The organism is Burkholderia sp. AU30198 (assembly GCF_020419825.1).
GTDB lineage: Bacteria > Pseudomonadota > Gammaproteobacteria > Burkholderiales > Burkholderiaceae > Burkholderia.
The window spans coordinates 100,681-118,859 of sequence record NZ_JAIZSA010000022.1 but is presented as its reverse complement, the minus strand read 5'-3'; the positions used below and the strand labels follow the sequence as shown (position 1 = coordinate 118,859).

15 protein-coding genes are annotated in these 18,179 nt (G+C 66.7%); 12 read left to right on the top strand and 3 right to left on the bottom strand.

Annotation, left to right across the window (positions count from 1 at the left end; all coding sequences use genetic code 11):
- The first annotated feature begins 271 nt into the window (after positions 1-271).
- Positions 272-634 (top strand): hypothetical protein, encoded by a 363-nt coding sequence (locus tag LGN19_RS34250; RefSeq protein ID WP_226219688.1) that lies wholly within the window; start codon positions 272-274, stop codon positions 632-634.
- Positions 635-655: 21 nt separating this feature from the next.
- Here the strand turns inward: LGN19_RS34250 and LGN19_RS34245 are convergent, their stop codons facing one another.
- The 3 genes from LGN19_RS34245 to LGN19_RS34235 all read right to left on the bottom strand — a co-directional run bounded on the left by LGN19_RS34245 (position 656) and on the right by LGN19_RS34235 (position 2,920).
- Entirely contained in the window at positions 656-1,198 is a 543-nt protein-coding gene (locus LGN19_RS34245; protein WP_043184707.1) for a response regulator transcription factor, read from the bottom strand.
- A 13-nt stretch (positions 1,199-1,211) separates the two neighbouring features.
- Positions 1,212-2,603: an ATP-binding protein gene (locus tag LGN19_RS34240; RefSeq protein WP_174963100.1), complete on the bottom strand. Its 1,392-nt coding sequence runs from the start codon at positions 2,601-2,603 to the stop codon at positions 1,212-1,214.
- Between the two features lie 92 nt (positions 2,604-2,695).
- Entirely contained in the window at positions 2,696-2,920 is a 225-nt protein-coding gene (locus LGN19_RS34235) for a cysteine-rich CWC family protein (protein ID WP_226219687.1), read from the bottom strand.
- A gap of 292 nt (positions 2,921-3,212) precedes the next feature.
- On the opposite strand from LGN19_RS34235, the gene argB reads away from it, so the two are divergent.
- The 11 genes from argB to metW all read left to right on the top strand — a co-directional run bounded on the left by argB (position 3,213) and on the right by metW (position 18,174).
- Positions 3,213-4,112 (top strand): acetylglutamate kinase, encoded by a 900-nt coding sequence (gene argB / locus LGN19_RS34230; protein ID WP_006754950.1) that lies wholly within the window; start codon positions 3,213-3,215, stop codon positions 4,110-4,112.
- Complete coding sequence (locus tag LGN19_RS34225; RefSeq protein WP_226219686.1) at positions 4,109-4,900, top strand: pyrimidine 5'-nucleotidase; 792 nt, start codon at positions 4,109-4,111, stop codon at positions 4,898-4,900. The genes argB and LGN19_RS34225 overlap by 4 nt, the downstream gene beginning before the upstream one ends.
- Entirely contained in the window at positions 4,867-5,532 is a 666-nt protein-coding gene (gene slmA / locus LGN19_RS34220) for a nucleoid occlusion factor SlmA (RefSeq protein WP_226219685.1), read from the top strand. The genes LGN19_RS34225 and slmA overlap by 34 nt, the downstream gene beginning before the upstream one ends.
- Before the next feature lie 552 nt (positions 5,533-6,084).
- Positions 6,085-6,627, top strand: coding sequence for a fimbrial protein (locus LGN19_RS34215; protein ID WP_226219684.1), 543 nt, complete (start codon positions 6,085-6,087; stop codon positions 6,625-6,627).
- Between the two features lie 106 nt (positions 6,628-6,733).
- Positions 6,734-7,498 (top strand): molecular chaperone, encoded by a 765-nt coding sequence (locus tag LGN19_RS34210; protein WP_226219683.1) that lies wholly within the window; start codon positions 6,734-6,736, stop codon positions 7,496-7,498.
- Between the two features lie 189 nt (positions 7,499-7,687).
- Positions 7,688-10,297, top strand: coding sequence for a fimbria/pilus outer membrane usher protein (locus LGN19_RS34205; protein ID WP_226219682.1), 2,610 nt, complete (start codon positions 7,688-7,690; stop codon positions 10,295-10,297).
- Between the two features lie 460 nt (positions 10,298-10,757).
- Positions 10,758-11,303, top strand: a complete 546-nt coding sequence (locus LGN19_RS34200) for a fimbrial protein (RefSeq protein ID WP_226219690.1) — start codon at positions 10,758-10,760, stop codon at positions 11,301-11,303.
- Positions 11,304-11,588: 285 nt separating this feature from the next.
- A complete protein-coding gene (locus LGN19_RS34195; RefSeq protein WP_226219681.1) occupies positions 11,589-12,671 on the top strand; it encodes a fimbrial protein in 1,083 nt (360 codons plus the stop codon).
- Between the two features lie 440 nt (positions 12,672-13,111).
- A complete protein-coding gene (locus tag LGN19_RS34190) occupies positions 13,112-16,036 on the top strand; it encodes an autotransporter outer membrane beta-barrel domain-containing protein (protein ID WP_226219680.1) in 2,925 nt (974 codons plus the stop codon).
- Positions 16,037-16,423: 387 nt separating this feature from the next.
- Positions 16,424-17,569, top strand: coding sequence for a homoserine O-succinyltransferase MetX (metX, locus tag LGN19_RS34185; protein ID WP_122946519.1), 1,146 nt, complete (start codon positions 16,424-16,426; stop codon positions 17,567-17,569).
- Entirely contained in the window at positions 17,566-18,174 is a 609-nt protein-coding gene (gene metW / locus LGN19_RS34180; protein ID WP_122946520.1) for a methionine biosynthesis protein MetW, read from the top strand. Before metX ends, metW begins: the two co-directional genes overlap by 4 nt.
- Positions 18,175-18,179: the final 5 nt, after the last annotated feature.

Below are 18,179 nucleotides of genomic sequence, written 5' to 3'. Positions count from 1 at the left end.
GCTCTTGTAGCCGTATCGGCCAGACGCGTAGCGCCTCACCACTTCCCGCTTGAATTTCTCGTCGTACTGCGCCATGAAAAACACCCCAAAGGTTGGATTCGCATCCAACTTTTGGGGTGCAGTTCACTTCCGGGGTCGCCCGTTTTTTCTTGGTCATGCGATACGGCGCACGTGCGTGCCCCTGGAACGCGGCTGATGGCAAGCATTTCGGTGTGTCCCTATAATTTGGACTCCTCTGGCTACGAACAGACGCATTCGTCACCGCCTCCGAATGACCATCTACCCGTCCATCGCCGGCCGAATCGTGCCGGCCCTGCTCACGCTCACGCGCGCCGACATCCTGTCGCTCATGCGCCGGATCAGGCGGGAATCGCTGCGGCGCTACAACGTCGCGTTTGTGCTCGCGTGGCTGGGCACGCTGGCAGGCATCGCACTCGCCAGCGTGGCGATCAGCATCGGCCTCAAATCCATCGCGAATAGCGTATCGGCAACGCCGTGGCCGATGGTCAGCGCCATCATCGTCGGTGGATCCGCGCCGCTGCTCGGGAACCTCATCTACTCGGCGCTCATCACGCGCCTGCTGAAGCACGAGATCGTCGCCTGCCTGTCGCGGGTCCCGAGCCCGCCCGGTTGACGCGCCGGGCGCCAGACGCGCTTACTGCCGCACCGGCTTCTTCGCGAGCTTGCGCTGCAGCGTGCGGCGGTGCATGTTCAGCGCGCGCGCCGTCGCCGAAATATTGTTGTTGTTCTCTGCCAGCACGCGCTGGATGTGCTCCCATTCGAGCCGGTCGACCGACAGCACGACCGGATTCTCGAGCGCTTCGTCGGCCTGCACTTCGGTCGCGTTGGTCTGCAGCGCGGCCAGGATCGACTCGACGTTCGCGGGTTTCGCGAGATAGTTGTCGGCGCCTTCCTTCACCGCCTGCACGGCAGTCGCGATGCTCGCGTAGCCGGTCAGCACCAGGATCCGCGCATCGGGCTGCAGGTCGCACAGCGGCGCGATCAGGCTCAGGCCCGAATCCTCGCCGAGATGCAGGTCGACGGTAATGAACTGGAACTTGCTGCCCGCGGCGAGCCGGAGCGCCGCCTCCTTGTCGTGCGCCTGCTGGACCGCGTAACCGCGACGCTCGAGGCCGCGCGCGAGCGTGCCCGCGAACACCTCGTTGTCGTCGATCACCAGGAAATTGTTCTCGCTCATGTGGTTTCTCCGTCTACGTGTTGGTTGAGGCGGCCGGCGCCGCGACGCGCACGACCGGCAGGCGCAGCACGGCCCGCGTGCCGCGCGCGGCGGTCGTGCCCGGCGTGCCGGTTGTCCGTTCGGCCAGGCGCTGGCCCGATCCTGCCGCGGCGTGACCGTTCGCCGCACTGCCGGCCCGCCCGTTGCCGCCCGCCGCGCGCGGCACGACATCGGACAGTTCGATTTCGCCGCCGAGCCGCGCGGCCGCGCTGAACGCGAGATACAGGCCGACCCCGTGCCCGCCCTGCGTGCTGTCGACCGGCATCGCGCCGAGCGATTCGCGCAACGAGGCCGGAATGCCGGGCCCGTCGTCGCATACCTCGAATTCGATCTCGTCGGCCGTGCCGGCGTGCGCGACCTTCGCGGCCAGCGTCACGCGCTGCGGGCTCGCGCGCGCGGCGTTGTCGAGCAGGATCGTCAGGATCTGGCCGGCCGCGACCGTGTCGTCGAGCGCGACGCCCGCCGGACGCGCGCCGAGCAGCTCGAACTGCACATGCGGATGCCGCAGGCGCCAGTGCTCGACGAACGTGTCGAGCCAGTCGTCCACCGGCTGGCGGCTCGCGGGTGCGCTCGCCCGGCTGCGCAGGCGCGCGAGCGCCGACGTGCAGAGCGACATCTGCTCCTCGAGCACCTTCAGGTCGGCCTCGTAGCGGGCCAGCCCCGGATCGTCGCGCGCCGCGTCGCGCAGCTCTTCGGCGAGCATCGCGATCGTCGACAGCGGCGTGCCCATCTCGTGCGCGACGGTGGCGGCCTGCACGCCGAGCGCGACCGCCCGCTCGTCGCGCAGCAGGTGCTGCTGCGCTTCGCCGAGCGCCGCGTCGCGCTGGCGCAGCGCATTCGACATGCGCGCGACGAACCAGGCGATCAGCCCGACGCTGACCATGAAGTTCGCCCACATCCCGGTACGGTAGTAGTCGAACAGGTTCGCGGGATTGTCCATGTTGAGCGGCACCGAGTCGAAACCGAGCGCCGCGTAGCATGCGACCGCGAACGCCGCGAGCCAGATCATCAGGTGCCACGGCAGCACGGCCGCCGCGATCGCGAGCGAAGGCAGGTACAGCGACACGAACGGATTGGTCGTGCCGCCCGACAGGAACAGCAGCGCGGACAGCGCACCGAGGTCGACCCACAGCTGGCCGAGCAGCTCGAAATTGGTCTCGGGCCGCGCGCGCAGCACGCGCACCCAGGTCAGCGCGTTGAAAACGATTTCGAGCGCGATGACCATCAGCATCGCCGGCAACGGCAGATGCACGCCGAAATAGGTCTGCACGACGCCGATCGTCACGAGCTGGCCGATGATCGCGAGATTGCGAAGCCAGAACAGGTGACTGAGGTTGACGCGCCCGGTGGTGGTGATTCGTTGCATCCGAGCAGTTTACCCGTTTAGCGGGCGACGCCTCTAGCGGGGCCGGATCGGAGCGCGGCGACCAGGACGCTCCGCGTGCACGGCAGGCGCCGTCAGCCGGCCGCGCCGGCTATCCGCTGCGCGATCTCGTCGGCCAGGCACTCGGGGCACCGGCAGCGCCCGCCAGCCGCGGGCGGCGTGCCGCCGGGCAATACCGGCATCGACGCGCACCAGCATTCGAACGGCTGCGTGCGGGCGCCGCAGTCGAAGCTGCGCCCGCAGTGCGGGCAACGCGCGCGGCGCGGGGTGGAACGGGCGTCGGCGACGGAATCGGTCATGGCTCAGGCGCGGAAGCGGGCGTGAAGCCGCCCTACGCGACAAGCATAGCGCGGCGAACGGATTTTGCACGCCGGCCACTCGGCCGATGGCCATCGCGAACGCTCGCGAACCACCCCGCCGCCGCCGCCCGCGCCCGCTGCCCGCATCGCGCCGCGCCATAGCCGGCGGGCCGCCGCGCGCGGCGCCCGGGCCGGGCCGCCGGTGTTCCGGCCCGCCCAAAAACCCGATGCTGCGCTGCGCCACTCCTGTACAATTCGCCGTGTTTCAACGTTCCCAGCCAGAGCCGCCGCCATGTCCGAGCCCATCGACCTCTCGCAGATCGCCCCCACGCTGAAAGCAGAAATCCTCGCCGAGGCGCTGCCGTACATCCGCCGTTACCACGGCAAGACCGTGGTCATCAAATACGGCGGCAACGCGATGACGGAAGAGCGGCTCAAGCAAGGCTTCGCGCGCGACGTGATCCTGCTGAAACTGGTCGGCATCAATCCGGTGATCGTCCACGGCGGCGGTCCGCAGATCGATCAGGCGCTGAAGAAGATCGGCAAGGCCGGCACCTTCATCCAGGGCATGCGCGTCACCGACGAAGAGACGATGGAAGTCGTCGAATGGGTGCTCGGCGGCGAGGTGCAGCAGGACATCGTGACGCTGATCAACCACTTCGGCGGCCACGCCGTGGGCCTGACGGGCAAGGACGGCGGCCTGATCCACGCGCGCAAGCTGCTGATGCCGGACCGCGACAACCCGGGCCAGTACATCGACATCGGCCAGGTCGGCGAGGTCGAGGCGATCAACCCGGCGGTCGTGAAGGCGCTGCAGGACGACGCATTCATTCCGGTGATCTCGCCGATCGGCTTCGGCGAAGATGGTCTCTCGTACAACATCAATGCCGACCTCGTCGCGGGCAAGCTCGCCACCGTGCTGAACGCCGAGAAGCTGCTGATGATGACCAACATCCCGGGCGTGATGGACAAGGACGGCAACCTGCTGACCGATCTCTCCGCGCGCGAGATCGACGCGCTGTTCGAGGACGGCACGATCTCCGGCGGCATGCTGCCGAAGATCTCGTCGGCGCTCGACGCCGCGAAGAGCGGCGTGAAGTCGGTACACATCGTCGACGGCCGGATCGAGCACTCGGTGCTGCTGGAAATCCTGACCGAGCAGCCGTTCGGCACGATGATCCGCTCGCATTGAGCACCCGCAGCAACACCGCCCCACCCGACTTGCCGGCCCCGCTGCGGCGCCGGCGCGTATCGCGCAGCCGGCCCCGCGCCGGCGCGCCGGTGTGGCTGTTCGATCTCGACAACACCCTGCACCACGCGTCGCACGCGATCTTTCCCGAGATCAACCGCGCGATGACGCAATACATCATCGACGCGCTGCAGGTCGAGCGCGCCGAAGCCGACCGCCTGCGCAACGGCTACACCGAGCGCTACGGCGCCGCGCTCCTCGGCCTCACGCGCCATCATCCGATCGACCCGCACGACTTCCTGCGCGCGGTGCATACGTTTTCCGACCTGCCCGCGATGCTGCGCGCCGAACGCGGGCTGGCGCGCATCGTCGCCGCGCTCCCCGGGCGCAAGTTCGTGCTGACCAACGCGCCGGAGAACTACGCGCGCGCGGTACTGCGCGAGTTGCGCATCGAGCGGCTGTTCGAACGCGTGATCTCGATCGAGCACATGCGCGACCGCCGAACCTGGCGCGCGAAGCCCGATCACACGATGCTGCGCCGGACGCTGCGCGCCGCGAACGCGCGCATGGCCGACGCGATCCTCGTCGAGGATACGCGCGGCCACCTGAAGCGCTACAAGCGCCTCGGCATCGGTACGGTGTGGATCACGGGCCACCTGCCCGGCCATTTACCGACCACCGGTCGCCCGCACTATGTCGATCAACGCATTCGTTCGTTAAAATCGCTCCGACTGGGCACACGATCGGGGCGACAGAAATGCAGCCGACTTACCCGCAGGACCAAGCCGTAACCGAAAGCCAGGCCACACCCACCCGCGCGCGCCCGAAACCGGGCGAGCGCCGCGTGATGATCCTGCAGACACTCGCGGCGATGCTCGAGGCCCCCAAGCCCGAGAAAATCACGACCGCCGCGCTCGCGGCTCGGCTCGACGTGTCGGAAGCCGCGCTGTACCGGCATTTCACCAGCAAGGCGAAGATGTACGAAGGGCTGATCGAGTTCATCGAGCAGGCGCTGTTCGGACTCGTCAACCAGATCGTCGCGAAGGAGCCGAACGGCGTGCAGCAGGCGCGCACGATCGCGCTGACGATGCTCAACTTCGCCGCGAAGAACCCCGGCATGACACGCGTGCTGACCGGCGAAGCGCTGGTCGGCGAGGACGAGCGGCTGACCGAGCGCGTGAACCAGCTGCTCGACCGCATCGAGGCGACCGTCAAGCAGTGCCTGCGTGTTGCCCGCACCGAGGCCAACACGCCGCAAGAAGGCGCGACGCCGTTCGTGCTGCCGGCCGACTATGATCCCGGCGCGCGCGCGAGCCTGCTCGTCTGCTATGTGATCGGCCGGTGGCACCGCTTCGCGAAGGGCGGGTTTCAGAAACCGCCCTCCGAGCAGGCCGACGCGCACCTGCAGCTGATCCTGCAATGACGTTCGCGGCGACGAACGCGCCCGGTCGCCGGGCTCGTCCGCCGGCATCGTCGATACGCACGAAGGCCAGGCCGCACGCCGCGTGAGCTGACTCGCGGGCATACGCTCGAACCGGTCCTGCTGATGCCGGATCCGGTGTCTGACTGGCACACGCAATCTCCGCCAATTAGTTCGCATTCCACATCAATATCCTCGCCGCTCTTCTGAGCGTCACTTCGCCGGACATGCGGGCGGGCGCTCCAGCGCTGCCGCTCCGGCTGACCACACTGCTCGCCGTCTCGCTCCTGCACCGCCACCGCCACCGCTACGCGACGCCTCGGCCGTGCGCCCGTTGCGCTTAACCATTCTTCAAACAAATTTAGTACCAGTCCCATCCATTCAGGCGGCGACTTAGAAAACGTCCAATTCTTTCGCCTGCCTTACTTGGAAATAATGCTTTCTGTTTCCTGGCGCTGTTGTCGACCGCCCGATCGCAACGCCGGCGATGGTCAGCGCGAAGGAAACGTCGGTGCGTCGTCTTTCGACGCAAGCCCCTTACCAACAGGTACTTACATGTCCAAAAAAGCACTTTCCATTCTGATGGCAACAGCGGGTCTCCTCGCCGTCGCTTCGTCGGCCCAGGCAGCCGACGGCACGATCACGATCACCGGCGAGATCACCGCGCAGACCTGCAACATCTCCGGCGACGGCGGCGGCAAGGACTTCACGGTGACGCTGCCCAACGTGTCGACGTCGGCACTCGCCACGTCCGGCGCGACCGCCGGCCGCAAGCCGTTCCGAATCGCGCTGTCGAACTGCTCGCCGAACTCGGGCAACGCATCGGTGTACTTCGAGCCGGGCCTCACGGTCAACGCAACGACCGGCCAGCTGAAGAACGCCACGGGCACGGCGACGAACGTCGAGGTCGGCCTGCTGAACAAGGACACCAGCATCATCAAGCTCGGCGCGGTCCAGACGCAGCAGAACTCGCAAACCGTCCCGATCGCGGGCGGCGCGGCAACCCTCGACTACTACGCGCAGTACGTCGCAACGGGTGGCGCATCGACCGCCGGCTCGGTCAACACGTCGGTCATGTATTCGGTCTCGTACCAGTAAACCGGCCTCCCGACCCGCGGCCCGGGCACTTGAAGCAATGGTGGCACGGGCCGCCTCCCCCGGCAGACGGGGCACATGTTTGTCAATCGAGAAGGAGAAATCGACGATGGGGATGCCAATGAACTGGCGCTCGCGTATGGGTGCCGCGATGCTGATCGCGTCGCTGGCCGGCGCGGGTGCGGCGGAGGCAAGCGTGGTGATCGGCGGCACACGCGTTGTGTATCCGGAAAAGGAGCGCGAGGTCACGGTCAAGCTGACCAACGAGGGCGACAGGCCGTCGCTCGTGCAGGCGTGGATCGACGACGGCAACCCCAGCGCGCTGCCGGACGACTCGAAGGTGCCGTTCATGCTGACACCTCCGCTGTTCCGCCTCGATCCGAAGAAGGGGCAAAGCCTGCGACTGATCTACACGAAGGAACCGCTCGCACAGGACAAGGAAACGCTGTACTGGCTGAACGTGCTCGACGTCCCGCCGCAGGCGGCCGACGACCCTGATTCACCGAACCTGCTGCAGCTCGCGTTCCGTTCGCGCATCAAGCTGTTCTTCCGTCCCGCCGCGCTGCAGGGCGTGGCCGACGAATCCGCCGAAAAGGTGACCTGGAACTTCGCGCCGAAGGCCGGCGGCGGCTACGCGCTGGAAGCCAGGAATCCGACGCCTTACCACGTGACGTTCACCCAGCTGACCGTCAAGTCCGGCGCCACGACCTGGACCAACGCGGTGGGCGGCATGGTCAAGCCCGGGGCCACCGAGCGCTTCGACGTCGGCAACGTGCCGTCGCAGCCTGCCGGGCCGATCGAAGTCGACTACACGTTCCTCGACGACTACGGCGCGGGCGTCAAGGGCACCTACGCGCCAAAAGCGGCGCGCTGAAGTCTTCGTCCGTACCTGACTCCATCCCGTGTCGGATCGTCGGTGCAGTGATCGCACCGACGAGGGCACACCGTCGCTCGCACTATGACGATGCGGCATCAAAACGTTGAACTCATGCGAGCGAATCATCAAATTTGGCCATCGGAGGCCACCACACATTTCAAGCTCAGGCCGAGCTGCCTGTTCGTCATGGCGGCACTCGGCGGCTGGGCTGTCGATGCGGCCGCGGCCGACGCCACCGTCGAGCCGGCGGCCCGTTTCGAGGTCGCGCAGGTTCACTTCAACGACACGTTGATGATGAAGCCGCGCGGGCAGCGACTTGATCTCGACCGCTTTGCGAAAGGCAATCCGGTCACGCCCGGCGACTATGTGGTCGATCTCTACGTCAACGGCCAGTGGAACGGCCGCTCGACCGTGAATTTCGCCGCGGAAAGCGGATCGGTCAATGCAAAGCCGTGCTTCGATCGCACGCTGGTCTCCAGGCTCGGCTTCGACGACCAGGCACTCACCGACGCCGCGCGCGCCGAACTGGTGCGCGTGCAGGCGGGCGAATGCACGGACATCGAGAAGCTCGTTGCCGACGCGACGTACGAATTCGACATGGCCGACCTGCGCCTGAACGTGAGCATTCCGCAGGCGGCGCTGCTGCGCAACCCGCGCGGCTACGTCAGTCCGGAACTGTGGGACAGCGGCGTGCCGAGCGCGACCGTCAAGTACAACGCGAACGTGTTCCGCAACACCGCGTCAGGCTATGAGAGCACCCAGGCATACCTGGGCCTGAACACGGGCGTCAACGTCGGGAACTGGCATTTCCGCCACGACGGCACCTATACGGCCCAATCGCAGGGCGACAACCGCTACCAGAGCCTCAACACATATGTGCAGCGCGACCTGCCGGCCTGGCGCAGCCAGCTGAAGCTCGGCGAGACCTATACCGACGGCACGCTGTTCGACAGCGTCGGCATGCGCGGCGCCACGCTCGAGACGGACGACCGGATGCTGCCCGATTCGATGCGCGGCTATGCACCGGTGGTTCGCGGCGTCGCGTCGAGCAACGCGCACGTCAAGGTGTCGCAGAACGGCAACGTGCTCTACGAAACGAACGTCGCGCCGGGTCCGTTCCAGATCGACGATCTGTACCCGACCGGCTACGGCGGCAACCTGCTCGTCACCGTGACCGAAGCCGACGGCAGGAAACACAGCTTCACCGTGCCGTACGCGTCGGTCGTGCAATCGTTGCGCCCGGGCATCAAGCGTTACAGGATCGCGGTGGGCCAGATGCGCGAGCCCCAGCTCGACCGTCACCCGAACTTCGCACAGGCCACGTATCAGCGCGGTATCAACAACCTGCTGACCGGCTATGTCGGCGCAATCGTCGCGGAAAGCTACCTGGCCGGGCTGGTCGGCGCGGCGTTCAACACGCCGGTGGGCGCACTCGCCGTCGACGTCACGCACGCCAGCGCGCGCATCCCCGGCGTATCGGCGACGAGCGGTCAGAGCGTGCGCTTGAGCTACAGCAAGTTCCTGGAGCCGACCGGCACGAACATCGCGGTTGCCGCGTATCGCTACTCGTCGCGCGGCTACTGGACGATGCGCGATGCGATGTACGCCCGCGAGCAGGCGGCCGCGGGCGCGGATCCGAACGACGCGTACCGGCAACGCAACCAGGTCCAGCTCACGCTGAACCAGACGCTCGGCGAAGGGCGCGGCAGCCTGTTCGCGGTGGGTTCGACGGCCAGCTACTGGAATCGTCAGGGCACCACCACGCAGTTCCAGCTCGGCTACAACAACAACCTCCGCGTGGGCCGTCTCAACCTGAGCTACAACCTGTCGGTCTCGCGGCAGCGCGACGGCTACACCGGCCGGTTGAACAACCAGGTGTACGCGAACGTCACGCTCCCGCTCGGCCGCGGGTCGTACGCACCGACGCTGAGCACGAGCGTCACGCACGACAACCAGGGCGGCACGCTGGGCCAGATGTCGCTGAGCGGCACCGCGGGCGCGACCAACGCGTTCTCGTACAGCGTGAATGCCGCCACCGGCGGCGGTACGACCTCCGGCGGCGGCAACGCACAGTATCGCAGCCCGTTCGCGACCCTGTCGGGCAGCGCGAGCGGCGGCAGCGGCTACTCGAGCGTGTCCGCCGGCGTATCGGGCGCGCTTGTCGGTCATGCGGGCGGCGTCACGCTGGCCAACGACCTCGGCGAAACAGCCGCGATCGTTGAGGCGAAGGACGCCGTCGGCGCGCGCATCACGAGCGGCGCGGACGTCCGGATCGACCGGCGCGGTTATGCGGTACTGCCGTATCTGACGCCGTACCAGATGAATACGGTCGAACTCGATCCGAAGGGCATTCCGCTGGACGTCGAAATGCTGTCGACGAGCCAGCAGATCGCGCCGCGCGCGAACTCGATCGTGAAGATCAGGTTCGCGACCGTCAGCGGGCGTGCGGCGTTGCTCACGGTGCGTCAGCCGAACGGCGGCGCGTTGCCGTTCGGCGCCAGCGTGCTGGACGAACACGGCCAGATGGTCGGCACGCTCGGACAAGGCGGCAACCTGTTCGTTCGCGGGCTAAACGAGTCCGGCACGTTGACCGCGAAATGGGGCAATCGCGCGACGGAATCCTGCACGTTCACCTATCACCTGCCGACCAAGCAACGCGGCAGCGATGTGTATACGCGCGCCGACGCGATCTGCGATTACTGCGTACCCAAAACCGACAGTCAGCGCAGCTCGCCGACGCCGGGCAATGCCGAGTCTCACGCAAATGCACACGACGACACGGCGACACAACACTGAGTGTCCTGGAATGGGAGATGTCTTTAGATGAACTCGACTCGCCGCATCGATGCAACGAATCCACTTGCATGCCTGGCGTGCGGATTCGCCGCAGCGCTGGCGGCATTCGATTCGAAATTGTCGTGCGCACATCGGGCCGCATGCATCAGCCCGGACGAGGCGAATATCGATCGGTATTCGTTTTCATTCGGCAACGTGCTCGTTCCGGCAAATGCGCCCGGTGTAACCATCTTTCGGGGAAGCGTCAGGTTGTCCGGCCTGTCGCGGACGACCTGCACGCCTCCCCGGCGTGCCACCGGTTCAGCCGGTGGCCGGAACAGGCTTCTGCTCAGCAATCCGAACGGGTTGCATCGGGAGGCCACTGTTGGACGAAACCGCGCGTCATCCGCATCGCCCGTCACGGCATGCGGACGGCGCGACGGTGGAGTCCGTTTATCTACCTAGTACCAGAGGAATTGACATGAAATTCGCATTCTCCAGCATCGCCGCCCTGACCGTGGCTGCCGCAGCCGCACTGCCGGCCGTTTCGCACGCCGCCGACGGCACCATCACGATCAAAGGCAATATCGGCACGCAGACCTGCACGATCGACGGCAACGGTACCGGCGGCAAGGACTTCGCGGTTGCACTGCCGAAGGTGTCGGCGTCGGCGCTCGCGGCCGGCGGCATGACCGCCGGCCGCACGCCGTTCAATATCGGTCTGAAGAACTGCTCGCCGGCAACCGGCAACGTCTACACGCACTTCGAGCCGGGCACGACGGTCAACTCGACAACCGGCAAGCTGCTCAACGCAACGGGCACCGCGAAGAACGTCGAAGTCGGCCTGCTCAACGGCGCCGATCAAAGCGGCATCAACCTCGGCATGGCTGACGAAAACTCGACGGCGGTCGAGCTGGCGAGCGGCGCCGCGACGCTGCCGTACTACGCGCAGTACGTCGCGACGGCCGGCGCCGCGGTCCCGGGCACGGTGAAGACGTCGGTGATGTACTCGATCATGTATCAGTAACCACCCCGCGCGCGTCATGCGCGCGCCCGCGCGTCGGACATCCATCGATGCGCGGGCAACCGTCCGTGCGCGCCAGCGTCATCGGCGATGGAAAGGCGCTTGCCGCTGCGCATGCCGCCCTACGCGGCGGCGATCGAAGTCGCTCGAAGCAACGCAAACACCCCGATCGCCTGCTCTTCACTGAACCGCGACTTCTGCATGAAAAGCTTTTTCTGCGGCCTTGCCACTCGCTTTACCGCGGAATATTTCCAGGGAAATCGGTCGGGCCGGCCATAAGAGGTGCAAATGATTTCGATTGAAAATAGATTTATCGCTCGAATATTGAAGTACTCGTTGAGCCTCGGCATTGCCTGGCTGGGCACGATCAATTTCGCCCATGCGGCCCCGCTCGTCTGTGTCACGTCAGGCGATATCCCGAGTAGCGAGAATAAAAGTGGCTTTACGTACATCGATTTCCCGAAAGTCGTCGTCCCGCCCCAAACACCGGACGGCGCCGTCATTGCAACTTTGGTTGTGAACATTCCCTATTCTTGCCCCCCGAACAAGGCGGGCAACGGCGGGGACGGCGGGTACGAAATTTTGGTCCTGAGCCAGGCGACCTACCCCTCCCAGTTCCCGGACGTCGGGCGATGGGGCGGCTTCTGGTCACTGCATCCGATACTTGAATGGATCGGCTTTCGCGTGACAAACCTGGAGACAGGCCAAGTCGTACCCCTGAACCCGCAGAAATGGGGGGTACCGATTCCCGCGCCCACCAACATCACGGGCACGATCAGGATCAAGTATGAAATGATCAAGCTCAGCGACAAAATCTACAGCGCCAAACTACCGTCGGCAGCTTTCCGCATGCTGGACTTTGATTTCCGGAGGCGGTGGCCTGGAAGCGGTACGGCGGGGTACCACGCCATTACTTGGACCAGCTCTGGCTCAACGATCGAGCCGATGAAAAAAAGCTGCGACGTGACGACGACGGATGTCCGCGTACCGATGCCGCCGGTCAGCAGCGGCAAGCTGAATGGTGTCGGCACCACGGCGGGCGATACGGGCTTCAACATCGGACTGTCCTGCAAGGCAGGCTCGAACGTATTCGTGACGCTGACCGATCTGACCGACGTCACGAACCGAAGCGACCTGCTGACGCTGGCGCAGGGCTCATCTGCGACCGGCGTGAAGCTCCGCGTGACGAGGAATGGGCAACCCGTTTTCTACGGTCCCGACTCGGCCGCGATCGGCAACGAGAACCAGTGGTATGTCGCACCGTCGTCGGGATTGACGAATATTCCGCTCAGCGCGCAATACGTCGCCACCGGGCCCGTTTCCGCCGGAACGGTGAAGGGCGTTGCAACGTTCACCATGAGCTACCAGTAAATGCGCGCCCGCGCACCGGCTCGTTGCCGTGGCGCGGTGGCATCGCGATGCACATGCCCCGCTTGTCCGGCATCGCTTGCCGATACACACGCGGCGGGCACGCTCGGGCATCGCACCGCCACCACGCCGGCAACACCAATGCGCCTGCGCGGCGCCCTGCCCGTGCCTCGCACCATCGCCGCGGCATGCGGCACCGCCATTCGGTGACACGACGCACGCGCGACGCAGCCTGATCGCCGTGCACGGCATGCCGTTGCATCCATCGCCCGTTCGACCCTGATCGGCCCGCGGCATGCCCGCACCGCCCGGATCGCGTATCCCGGATTTCGATGACACGCCATGCAATCAACCGGCTTCCGTCGAAATTCGAACTCGTCCAATTTCACACATCCCCCACACAGGCTAACTTTCACCTATTTCATTGATATCGAGGTGAGCAAGTGAATCGCAGGTTCCCATTCATTCCCGTCCGCACCGGCCGGCGTCTCGCACGCTCTGCGCTGCTCGCCGGCGCGGTGATGCCGTGGCCGTCGGCGGCCGAGATCAACGGCGGCGGCGCGCAGCAGGCGGACGGCGTCACGCTCGAGGTCGCACCGGGCTTCTACTCGACGCTCGTCTCCGGCGAAGCCGTGTTCTCCGCCGTCAACGGCGGCGTGCTGACCACCACCGGCAAGACTCGCCTGTTCTCGTCCGGCAACGTCGCGGCGGGCGCTGCCGCGTGGGGGCGCGGCTCGCGCGTCGAGCTGCGCGACACCGAAATCCGGACCCGCGGCGGTTCCAGCGCCGGCCTCGACATCCGTTACGGCGGCAGCGTGTCGGCCGACAGCGTGTCCATCGATACCGATGGCGACTATTCGCACGGCGCATCGCTCGACGGCAACGGCAGCCGGCTCGACCTCACCGACAGCGTGATCGTGACGCGCGGCAAGGAGGCATACGGCATCGCCGTCACTTACGCACCCGGCGGCATCATCAACGTCGCCGACACGCTGATCCGCACCAGCGGCATGTTCGCCTATGGCATGTCCATCAGCTACGACGATGTCCGCGCAGCGCTGACTCGCGCCGACATCCGGACGACCGGCGACTACGCATCGGCGATCCACCTGCCCGGCGCTACCACGGCCGCGCTCTCCGATTCACACCTGGAAACCGACGGCTATGCCGCGGTCGGCGTCGATACGCGTGAAGCCAGCGTCGAGCTGGCCCGCACGCGTGTCGTCACGCATGGCGAAAGCGCACACGGGCTGTACGCGTCGAAGGAATACACCGATACCCCCGTCGTGCAGGCCAGCGACACGTTCGTCACGACCACCGGCAAGCGCTCGATCGGCGCGATCGCGCGTCTCGGCGGCCAGGTCGCGATGAAGGGCGGCGGCATCGAAACCCGCGGCGAGCGCGCGTACGGCGTGCTGTCGAGCGGCAACGGCTCCCGCGCCACACTGGCGGACATGACCGTCGACACGCATGGCGAGAACGCCACCGCGGTCTATGTCGGTGCCGGCGGCACGATCGACCTCGCGGGCACCGATGCGCGGACGACCGGCAACGGCGCTGCCGCAGCCGCTGTCGGCGCAGGCGGCATGCTGAATGTCGATGGCGGCTCGCTCGTCAGCGAACGAAGCAACGCGATCGCCGCATCCGGCGCGGCCATTTCACTGCGAAACGGCGCGCGCGCGTTTGGCGGCAATGGAACGCTGATGTCCGTGTACGCAGCGTCCGGCGAGCCCGTTCGGTTGTCGCTCGATACCGGCGCGCAGGCCGACGGCGACATCGTGAATGTCCCGGACGACGACGGCAACCCGACACCGCCCGTCACCGAAGTCGCACTCACCGGCGCCTCCACGTGGACGGGTGCGACCGACGTCGTCCGCACGCTGTCGCTCGACAGCGGCAGCCAGTGGACGGTCACCCGCGATTCGGCGGTCGGCGCCGTCACGCTGAACGATTCGACCATCGCGTTCGCCGCACCGGGCGCCGGCACCCCGCGCACGCTCGTCGTCAGCGGCGACTATGCGGCCCGGAACGGCCGGCTGCTGGTCCACACGACGCTGCACGACGACACGTCGCCCACCGACCGGCTCGTGATCGACGGCGGCCATGCGTCGGGCAACACGAACATCGTCGTGCAACGCACGGCTGGCGAAGGCGCGCAGACCGCGGTCGGCATCCCGATCGTCGAGACCCGCAACGGCGGCACGACCGATGCCGCGGCATTCACCCTCGACACCGCGTCGGACGGCTACCGTCGCGGCTTCCGCACGCTGTCCGCCGGCGGCTACGACTACATGCTCGCGCGCGGCGGCAACGGCGGCAACGCAGACGACTGGTATCTCGTTTCCGCCGCGAAACCCGAGCCGCCCATCGGCCCGGAAATCACGCCACCGCCACCGCGCGCCGCCGCACCCGAGCCCGACGCGTATCTCGCGAACGCCGACGCAGCCGCGATGATGGCGATCCACACGCTGCATCAGCGCGAAGACCAGTCGCTGCGCACCGATCGCACAGGATCGCAACCGCTCGACGGCGCCGCGTGGCTGCGCGCCGAAGGCCAGTTCACGTCGATGTCGGGCGGTGCGCGCAGCGTGTCGGGTAACGGCCGCCTGGTACACGCAGGGGCCGACCTGCTCCGCTTCGACGACGGCCGCGGCGGCAGCATCCGGGCCGGCGCGATGGGCATGTACGGCAGCCAGACGAGCTGGTCGACGCGGCCGCTGTGGAATGCCGCCGAGCAACGCATCGCGGATGCCACCGCGCGCGGCAGCGTCGAAGGTTACAACGTCGGCCTGTACGGCACGTGGTACGGCAACCGCGATATCCTGTCCGGCCCGTATGTCGATGCGTGGTTCATGTACGGCGCGTATGCGAACCGGATCGGCGGCAGTCTGGCCGGCGATTCGTACCGGTCGCGCACCGTCACGGGCTCGGTCGAAGCCGGCCACTCGTTGCGCTTCTACGAGCGCGGCGATACCCGCTTCTTCGTCGAGCCGCAGGCACAACTCGTCGTGTCGGACTACCGTGCGGCCGCGCACCATACGGCAGGCGGCTATCTCGACGGCCAGGGCTCGACCGACGTGCTGACCCGCGTCGGCGTACGCGTGCACGGCGTCACCGCGATCGCGGCCGGCCGCGAGCTGCGCCCGTTCGTCGAGGCAAACTGGTGGCACGGCCCCGGCTCGCGGTCGCTGACGCTCGACGGCAACGCGTTCTCGTTCAGCGTGCCGCGCGACCGCGCCGCGTTCCGCATCGGCGCGACGGGGCAGATATCGAAGCGCTTCGCGGTATCGGCCAGCCTCGGCGTGGAGGCGAATTTGTCCGACTACGCAGTGGTCAAGGGCGGATTCGCCGCGAAGTACCGCTGGTAACGCAACGCAACGCGACGCGACGGCACGGCGGCGGCGGCCTGACGGGCCACGCCGCCCCTGCCATACGCGGTGCCGAGCGACACCTCCCGTGCAGGCCGCCGCATCCGACGCAGCAACACGCGGGGTGGCCGCCAGCCGGCCACCCCGGCGCGCCCGAATCCGCGCCCCGCAATTTCCGCTATACTTTGCCGACTGTCGCCTCTCGGGCGGCAGCCAGAAACGCGCCGATTTGCTGACTCGATTGCGGGCGCGCGAACCAGCCGGGGCCTTGATTCGTCCTTGTCCCGGCGGTTCACTACAAATGCGGCTAAAGAGGTCGTCAGCCGCGCACCTCCGACTCCGCGCATCGCCGACACCATTTAGCTGCCCAGTCATAAGGCGGAACGAATGGAATCGATCGGCATCGTCGCTCCACAGACCATGCACTTCGCCGAACCGCTGCGCTTGCAAAGCGGCAGCGTGATCGGCAACTATCAGCTCGTCGTCGAGACGTACGGCGAACTCAACGCCGCGCGCTCGAACGCGGTGCTCGTCTGCCACGCGCTCAACGCGTCGCACCACGTCGCCGGCGTCTACGCGGACGATCCGCGCAGCACCGGCTGGTGGGACAACATGGTCGGCCCGGGCAAGCCGCTCGACACCAACCGCTTCTTCGTGATCGGCGTGAACAACTTCGGCTCGTGCTTCGGCTCGACCGGCCCGATGAGCGTCGACCCGTCGACCGGCAAGCCGTACGGTGCGCGCTTTCCGGTCGTCACCGTCGAGGACTGGGTGCACGCGCAGGCGCGCGTCGCCGACGCATTCGGCATCGAGCGCTTCGCCGCGGTGATGGGCGGCAGCCTCGGCGGCATGCAGGCGCTCGCGTGGAGCCTGATGTATCCGGAGCGCGTCGCGCACTGCATCGACATCGCGTCGACGCCGAAGCTGTCCGCGCAGAACATCGCGTTCAACGAGGTCGCGCGCTCGGCGATCCTGTCCGATCCCGATTTCCACGGCGGCGACTACTACGCGCACGGCGTGAAGCCGAAGCGCGGCCTGCGCGTCGCGCGGATGATCGGCCACATCACCTACCTGTCCGACGACGACATGGCCGAGAAATTCGGCCGTGCGCTGCGCCGCGCCGACGGCGCGCTCGACGCGTACAACTTCAGCTTCGACGTCGAATTCGAGGTCGAGTCGTACCTGCGCTACCAGGGCGACAAGTTCGCCGACTACTTCGACGCAAACACCTACCTGCTGATCACGCGCGCGCTCGACTACTTCGACCCGGCGAAGGCGTTCGACGGCAACCTGACGGCCGCGCTCGCGCACACGCAGGCGAAATACCTGATCGCGAGCTTCTCGACCGACTGGCGTTTCGCGCCGGCCCGCTCGCGCGAGATCGTGAAGGCGCTGCTCGACAACAAGCGCACGGTCAGTTACGCGGAAATCGATGCGCCGCACGGTCACGACGCGTTCCTGCTCGACGACGCGCGCTATCACAACCTGATCCGCGCGTATTACGAACGAATCGCCAACGAGGTGGGTGCATGAACCAGCAAGCGCTGAATTCCCTGTCCGCGCGCGCGGACTTCCGCACGATCGCGCGCTGGGTCGAACCGCGCTCGACGGTGCTCGACCTCGGTTGCGGCGACGGCTCGCTGCTCGCGCTGCTGATGGAAGAACTGGACGTGACCGGCTACGGGATCGAACTGAATGACGCCGGCGTGCTCGCCAGCACGAAGAACGGCATCAACGTGATCCAGCAGAACCTCGAAGACGGCCTGCGCCTGTTCGAGGACCACAGCTTCGACATCGCGATCCTGTCGCAGACTTTGCAGACGATTCACCAGACGGCCGCGATCCTGCGCGAAACCGCGCGGGTCGGGCGCGAATGCATCGTGTCGTTCCCGAATTTCGGCTACTGGCCGCACCGGCTGTCGGTGCTGAACGGCAGGATGCCGGTGTCGAAGTCGCTGCCTTACCAGTGGCACAACACGCCGAACGTCCGGGTGCTGACGATCGAGGATTTCGAGGCGCTCGCGCCCGAAGTCGGCGTGACGATCCTCGACCGCGTGGTGCTGCACGGAGGCCAACCGATTCGATGGGGAGCGAACTGGCGTGGTAGTCTTGCTGTCTACCGCGTCAAGCGCAGCTGAGCCGG